Below are 6636 nucleotides of genomic sequence, written 5' to 3'. Positions count from 1 at the left end.
CTCTTCTCGGTCAATTGCGTGGGACAACCCGATGCGGAAGTTCTTGTCCCGATAAACAGAAGCCCTGAAGGTATCAGGATGATTTTCAGGGAACTGAAAATTAGCCACGTTCATATCGGCTGAGTCTGCGGCTACAAAACGGTAGTCTCCCTGCTCCATGTTTTCAAAGAAGACACTTCGATTCGCAGGCGTGGAGATATTGACTCGGCTAATATCAACCTCACCAGTCAGCGACTTTGCTAACTGGATTTCAGTATCCGCAGCAAGGACCCATTGACGATAATCAATGTATGGCAGTTGGTTACAGGCTTTATCCACCTTGAAATAGTATGGATTTCTTTCGAACTTGAATTGCTCTTTTCCGAGGAAGGGTTCTTTGGGAATCCATCCATGTACAGAAGGGCGAGCCGGATGGTTGTATTCTGACTGCTTGCCGTAGCTACCGACAGTAGCATTCCACCACTGTGTGTAGTCTGTAGAACCATCAGCAGCCATGAGTTTAGCGACCCCATCTGAATTCAAGCCCTTGATGAATTGACGATGGTAATGCTCAGCAAATTGTACAACCCGAACTCCGTAGGGAGAGGCTAGGTTTTCCAATAACAAGCCATTTGGATTAGACCACGAAAATTGCACAGTATGTTTGTCCAATGCCTTTACTGTTGCTTGCTCGCCCTTGACGACCATGTAGCCACGCGGCTTGGATTGTATGTCCTTGTTGGACTCAACGTACGTCCACCAAAACACAATATCATCAGCTGTAAATTCCTCGCCGTCAGACCATTTCATCCCCTTTCGCAGTTGGAAGGTGTACGTTGTCGCGTCATCAGAAATCTGCCAACTCTTGGCGACGTTAGGTACAATTTCGCTTCCATCTACTGTCCAACGCACGAGAGGTTCATATCCAAAATGACGGAATTCCGCTAAACGATTCCCACCAGTGGTATCAACCATTGTGCCACCATAAACCCCAATTTGCTCTGCAACCTCCAGAACTAGTGGCTCTTCGGGAATCCGGTCTCCAACCGCTGGGAGTGCTCCGGATGCTGCCGCACTTGCTAGCATCGGTGCTTCATTGTAGCTTGAGCAACTTTGTGCTTGAGCAGAATTTGACAGCGCTGTGAATGCGAGTACACCCGTTAGAGTGGAGAATCTGAAAAACCTGTTAAAGAGACTTTTTTTCATGACTTCCTCTACTGATTAATTTCAAAATAGAACTGATTCTGGGTGAGCAGATAGAATTGTTTACATTTGGCCCCCTGAAAAAAATGGTTGATTTAGAAAATTGAGGCAAATTTAATTTGATGAAAACCTTAAAGGATAATAATAATCTTGATTCAATGACTCGATTTCTAATTGACTGACTGAAATAGATAAACTTCTATAATGCTTGACTGAGGTCTCTGAAAATCTACCCCCTGTGCTAAAGCGATATAGAAAATGGTCAAGGGAATATTTTAAGATTAATCGTTTTCTAAACTATTTCCTCCTGCAATAAAAAAGATTAATCTTTAAATTCTGTTTGGACCAAAGCCAGGGTGAAAAAAATACCAAATTGTTTCGAAAGTTTTTTATTTGAATTATGAGGGCTTAAATGAAAATCAACGTGGGTATTATTGGTTTAGGCGAAGTTGCCCAGCTTGTTCACTTGCCCATCCTTTCTGATCTAAACGACAGGTATCGGATCAAAGCTATTTCGGACATCTCACCATCTTTGAATGAATTTATTAAAAATAAGTACAACATTTCAGATAGTTATCTTTCTCCATCTGGTATCATAAAGGATCCTGAGATTGATGCTGTATTTGTGCTGTCTCCAGATCAACATCACTTTGAATTTGTACAGGGGTCCATCAAATCTGGAAAACATGTCTTCGTTGAGAAACCAGCTACCCTGAATATCCAGCAACTAAAAGAACTGGTTCATTTAGAACAGGGTTTTCCAAATCAAATTACAATGGTTGGCTACATGCGTCGCTACGCTGGATCGTTCCTCAAGGCTAAGGAACTGATGCGAGTGAGCCCTAAGAAAACTGAATATCTCAGATTCCGAGACATTATTTGTGAAGGCCCATTTTTTGTGAGTCAAACAAGACCGATCTTTTCACCTGCTGATATCCCCTCGGATTTAATCGAAGCATCCAAGAAGAAGCGCAACCAACAACTTGATAGCGCTCTCGGCCCAGAAAAAACTGCAGAACACAGGACCGCTTATCAAATGTTAACCGGCCTTGGTTGTCATAGTTTTTCTGCTGTCCGTGAGCTATTCGGATCCCCAATTAGGGTCAAGGCAGCAGCAGCATCTCATCAAGGAGAGCTACTGGTCATCGTCCTAGAATACGACGGATTTCTTGCAACCTATGAGTTAGTGAACAACCAGGAAATCGTTCAATTTGACGCAACCATCGAGATCTATCAGAGAGATCGGCGACTTAAAATAAATTATGAGACTCCCTATGTGCGCCATCAATCTTCCACACTAGAACTTTCTGTTTATGCTGAGGGGAACGCTCAGACCACCATCTATGGTCCTGATTACAAGGATCCTTTCGTCAATGAAATCTGTGAGTTTTACGACTGCATTGCCTCCAGTCGTAAGCCAAAAACAAGTTTACAGGACTCGCTTGAAGACTTGGAACTATTCCAGAAAATCATCGAAACCTTAAAGAAATCGGAATCAGTATGAAAGTAACTATCGCTACTGCCCCTTGTTCTTGGGGAGTTTGGTATCCTGATGGAACTCCATCAGGCACACCTTGGAACACTTTTTTGGATCAGGCTGCTTCCGCTGGGTATCAAGCTCTTGAACTAGGACCCATAGGCTATCTACCAGCAAACTATCAGGAGTTATCAACCGAACTTGAGAAGAGGTCCTTGTCAGTTTGTGCGGGAACAGCTTGCTATGCCTTCAATCAAATCAGTAATTTAGAGAGTATTCGGGAAGAGTTAAATTCGTTGTGTACGCTGCTGGTTCAGATGAATGCTAAATATCTTGTGACAATGGATGAATCGGATGTTGGGAGATTAGGTGAAAAAAAATCAGATTTGACTCCATCACAATCAAACAAATATTTTCAGATTATTCGTGAGATGGCCACATTCACCTTCCAAGAACACGGAATCAAAACAGTTTTTCATCCGCATATCAAATCTCTTTATGAATATGAAAATGAGATCCAAAATTTGATGGAGGCAACCGGGATCGATCTATGTTTTGATACCGGCCATCACGCTTATTCCAATGGAAGTCCTGAAGCAGGCGACCGCTCTGCACTGGATTTTCTGCTTAAGTACCATGAGCGTATTGCTTACCTGCACTTCAAAAATGTTGATGGACAAATCAAAAAACGAGTTCTTGAGGAAAACCTTGATTCAGACCAGGCATTTGATCTGGATGTGATGTGTGACTTGGAAGATGGAATTATTGATTTTCGAGAACTGAAGACTGTTCTTGAAACCATCAACTTCGAAGGTATTGGAGTGATCGAACAGGACATGCCAAGAGCAACAACCGATCAAGCTTTCACTTCTGCTAAAAGAAACCTGAATTTCTTGAAGCAGATTGATTTGGTGTAATTTTTCATCGGATGTCTTGAAGCTTATTTTCGACTGAAGCCATCAAAATAGTCATTGAAAAGTACTCCATCAGCATATTGCTGAAAGCTCAGATCCATTGACTTGGCAAAATAAACTAAATCCCCATTCTCTATCTCCCTCTTTAAAAATTCCCTTGACCAATACTGATTTTCTTGTGTACTGCACCTCCAAATTCTCCAAAGTTGGAGGAAATACCGGTGTGAACTACCGCATCTTGTGATTACTGGAGGTGAGGGAGCCTCCTGTACTATTCATTCAGGGCGATTTTCAGTCCAGGCAACATCTCAAGGAGAGCTAAATGAAATATCTCATTTTTGCAGTAATTGGTGCGATTCTCACCGTGCAGTCAGCCGTCGCAGCAGATAAAAAATTGACCATCTCTGTCTATTCTTTTGCTCAAGATGCCTACAAAAAAACTCTCTATGATCCGTTTGAGGAGATTTGTGACTGCGAACTGGTGATCGAAACCGGCAACAGCGTCGAGCGGATGGCGAAAATCGAAGCCAATGCGGCCAATCCCGTGATTGATATGGCTGTGATTTCATCTCATGACGCACTGGCCTTGGCTCGTAAAGGACTTCTCCAGAATCTTGATGTCTCCAAGCTCTCCAACTACAATGATCTGTACGAGGCGGCCAAGAATCCGCTTGGTGAAAATTGGGCCGTCGGCTACACCTTCTATGCCAGTTCCATTGTCTATCGGTCTGACTTGGTTCAAATCAACAGCTGGAAGGATCTCCTATCCCCTGAACTTGCCGGCAGAGTGGCTCTTCCAAACATCACCGGCACCCAGGGACCTCTCACTCTTTTCATGCTATCAAAGGCCCTTGGCCACCAAGGTTACGGCTTTGAAGAAACGATCGACAACATTGGTGCCCAGGCTGATGACATCGTCACCTTTTATGTCCGTTCTTCACAACTCGCGCAGTTGATGAACCAGGAAGAAGTCATTGCAGCTCCCGTTGGGCGTTTTGCTTGGAGTAGATTTTCTAATAGTCCACTACCTTTCGTTTGGGCAAACCCCAAAGAGGGCCAAACTGGGGGAATGAATGTGATGATCATGACCAAAGGCAACGGCAATGAAGAATTGGCTTATCAATTCATGGATTACTGGCTCTCCGTGGAGTCCCAGACCCGCATTGCCAACGCCAAGATCGACAGCCCCGCAAATAAGAAAGTCAAGGTATCAGATGAAGTTGCTGAGGGCCTGACTTATGGTGCGGAGCTCATCGATTCTCTAAACATCATCAGCCCTGCCGACATCATCGACAATCGTGAAGGCTGGGTTGAGCGTTGGAACACCAAGGTCATTAAGTAGATAGTTGATCAAACCTGACTGAGATCTCGGAGTGATTACTCCAGGATCCTCCTTCTCAACACTCCCACCGTGTTTCAAAACCGTCTAGAGGGCTTGGTGCTGGCCCTCCCTGCAGTACTTTTCACAGCAACACTTTTCTTGTTGCCTGTCCTCGTCCTCCTTTCAGAAGGCTTCAAGGTCGATGACACTTGGTCGCTGCAAGGCTATGCGGACTTTATCAGCAAGCCCCTGAATCAGATGGTCTTTTTCCGAACTCTCAAACTAGGCTTTCTCGTTGCGGGGGTCAGCGCTGTTATCGGATATGCGACAGCATTCTCCATCTTCCATCTTCCTCCCAAACATCGTGGACGAATCTTTGGGCTAGTGGTCTTGCCCCTGATGATCTCCCCTGTCGCACGAACCTATGCCTGGATCGTCATTTTGGGACGTACGGGCATTGTCAACGATGCCATCGTCGGGTTGGGACTCAGTGACACACCGATTCGGTTGTTATTTACAGAGACAGCGGTCTTCCTGGGATTACTTCAGCTCTTCATGCCACTGATGATCATTTCCCTGATCTCCGCCATGGAAAATTTACCAAATGACGCGGTTGCTGCTGCCCGAGTTTTGGGAGCCAACTGGCTGCAGGTCTTTCTGAAGGTCATCCTTCCACTGACTAAGGAAGGGCTGGTCATCGGAGGAACACTGGTTTTTACGGGTTCTCTCACCGCTTACATCACCCCTGCGATACTTGGGGGAGCAAAGGTCTTGATGCTGGAGACACTGCTGTATCAAAGAGTCAATGTTGCCAATGATTTTGTGTCTGCAGGAATCATTGCCACGATCTTGATTACAATGAGTTTTGGCTCCAATCTTCTTTTCAAACGGATTGCGACCGCTCGAACGTAGTTCATGAAATCAACTGTATGACTATCCTAGTTGGGCAAACAATGACCCTGCTAACTCTTGTTTTTGAAAGTATGAGATCAAAAATTTCACCTGAAATCTTCGCACTTGGGAAAGATATCCAGAACAGTCTTCTTGGCAGAAGATCCTGATGGGGAAGTGGACATCGTTTTTGATTATTGGACTGGCTCTCACTTTCCTGATCGGGCCATTTTTTATCATTATCGCAGCAGGTTTATCGGCTGGAGAAAATTTGGCTTTTCCACCGGAGGGACTCTCGCTCAAATGGTATTGGGCAGTCTTCAAAGTCGAGAGTTTTCGTGAGAGTTTTGCTCTCTCCATGTTCCTTGCTATATTTGGAACACTGACGGCCTTGGTGCTCGGCGTTCCGGCAGCCTACGCCCTGAGTCGCTATCGTCTCCCTTTTGCGGAGACGGTCAAAACGATCGTCGCAGCCCCAATCATCGTTCCTGGGATCATTGTTGGACTTGGACTGTTGCGTTACCTTGTGATTCCACTTGATTTCACGGTCTCACTGGCGCTCTTCATGGCTCACACTGCGCTGGTAATTCCTTATGCGGTACGAGTTGTAACAGCTAGTTTGGAGAATTTGCGAAGCGACATGGAGGAAGCTGCCATATTGCTGGGCTGCACACGATTAGGAGCTTTCATCAAAGTAGTGCTGCCCAATATTCGCGGAGGAGTCTTAGCAGCTTTTATTTTAGGATTCGTTACCAGCTTTAATCAGGTACCTGTTTCATTGTTTCTTTCCGGCCCAGGGGTACGAACACTGCCAATTGATATGCTGGCCTATATGGAAACCACTTACGACC

6 protein-coding genes are annotated in these 6636 nt (G+C 45.0%); 5 read left to right on the top strand and 1 reads right to left on the bottom strand.

The window, feature by feature from the left end; translation table 11 throughout:
- Nucleotides 1-1185, bottom strand: a 1185-nt coding sequence (locus P8O70_22050; protein ID MDG2199525.1) for an ABC transporter substrate-binding protein, incomplete at its 3' end; no start/stop codon positions are given.
- 409 nt (nucleotides 1186-1594) lie between these two features.
- Between P8O70_22050 and P8O70_22045 the strand changes: the two genes are divergently transcribed.
- The 5 genes from P8O70_22045 to P8O70_22025 form a co-directional block, all read left to right on the top strand.
- Complete coding sequence (locus P8O70_22045) at nucleotides 1595-2686, top strand: Gfo/Idh/MocA family oxidoreductase (GenBank protein MDG2199524.1); 1092 nt, start codon at nucleotides 1595-1597, stop codon at nucleotides 2684-2686.
- Nucleotides 2683-3576: a sugar phosphate isomerase/epimerase gene (locus P8O70_22040; GenBank protein ID MDG2199523.1), complete on the top strand. Its 894-nt coding sequence runs from the start codon at nucleotides 2683-2685 to the stop codon at nucleotides 3574-3576. The genes P8O70_22045 and P8O70_22040 overlap by 4 nt, the downstream gene beginning before the upstream one ends.
- 319 nt (nucleotides 3577-3895) lie before the next feature.
- A complete protein-coding gene (locus tag P8O70_22035) occupies nucleotides 3896-4915 on the top strand; it encodes an extracellular solute-binding protein (protein MDG2199522.1) in 1020 nt (339 codons plus the stop codon).
- Between the two features lie 69 nt (nucleotides 4916-4984).
- A complete protein-coding gene (locus tag P8O70_22030) occupies nucleotides 4985-5806 on the top strand; it encodes an ABC transporter permease (protein MDG2199521.1) in 822 nt (273 codons plus the stop codon).
- Between the two features lie 148 nt (nucleotides 5807-5954).
- On the top strand, nucleotides 5955-6636 hold a 682-nt coding region (locus P8O70_22025), incomplete at its 3' end, for an ABC transporter permease (GenBank protein MDG2199520.1).

Source organism: SAR324 cluster bacterium, from assembly GCA_029245725.1.
Taxonomy (GTDB): domain Bacteria; phylum SAR324; class SAR324; order SAR324; family NAC60-12; genus JCVI-SCAAA005.
This window is presented reverse-complemented; position numbering and strand designations above follow the sequence as displayed.

Coding starts and splice junctions, on each gene's coding strand:
- P8O70_22045 (MDG2199524.1), top strand. CDS start 1,595: ATGAAAATCAACGTGGGTATTATTGGTTTAGGCGAAGTTGCCCAGCTT.
- P8O70_22040 (MDG2199523.1), top strand. CDS start 2,683: ATGAAAGTAACTATCGCTACTGCCCCTTGTTCTTGGGGAGTTTGGTAT.
- P8O70_22035 (MDG2199522.1), top strand. CDS start 3,896: ATGAAATATCTCATTTTTGCAGTAATTGGTGCGATTCTCACCGTGCAG.